Genomic DNA, 263 nt, shown 5'->3' on the forward strand with positions numbered 1-263 from the left:
AATAGACAGGGCGTGCACGACGTGACGCTGCTCGCCCTCGGCGGCCAATATTACAATTGGTGCAATGCCTTCATGGGTCGCATCACCATCAACGAGATCAAGGCACTCAGGGCAGATGTCGCGTTCATCTCGATGTCGGCGATCAGCGATGGCACGGTGCTGCACCAGTCCCCTGAAACAGTCGATACCAAGCGCGCCATGTTCGACTGTTCCGTAAAACGCATCCTGCTTGCCGATCATACCAAGTTCGAACGGCGTGCACT

General features: G+C 56.3%; 1 pseudogene. It reads left to right on the forward strand.

Annotation, left to right across the window (positions count from 1 at the left end):
- Positions 1 to 263, forward strand: a pseudogene (locus AF337_RS15630) (DeoR/GlpR transcriptional regulator); the annotation flags it as partial.

Source organism: Rhizobium ecuadorense (assembly GCF_001187535.1).
In the GTDB taxonomy this organism is placed as follows: Bacteria; Pseudomonadota; Alphaproteobacteria; order Rhizobiales; family Rhizobiaceae; genus Rhizobium; species Rhizobium ecuadorense.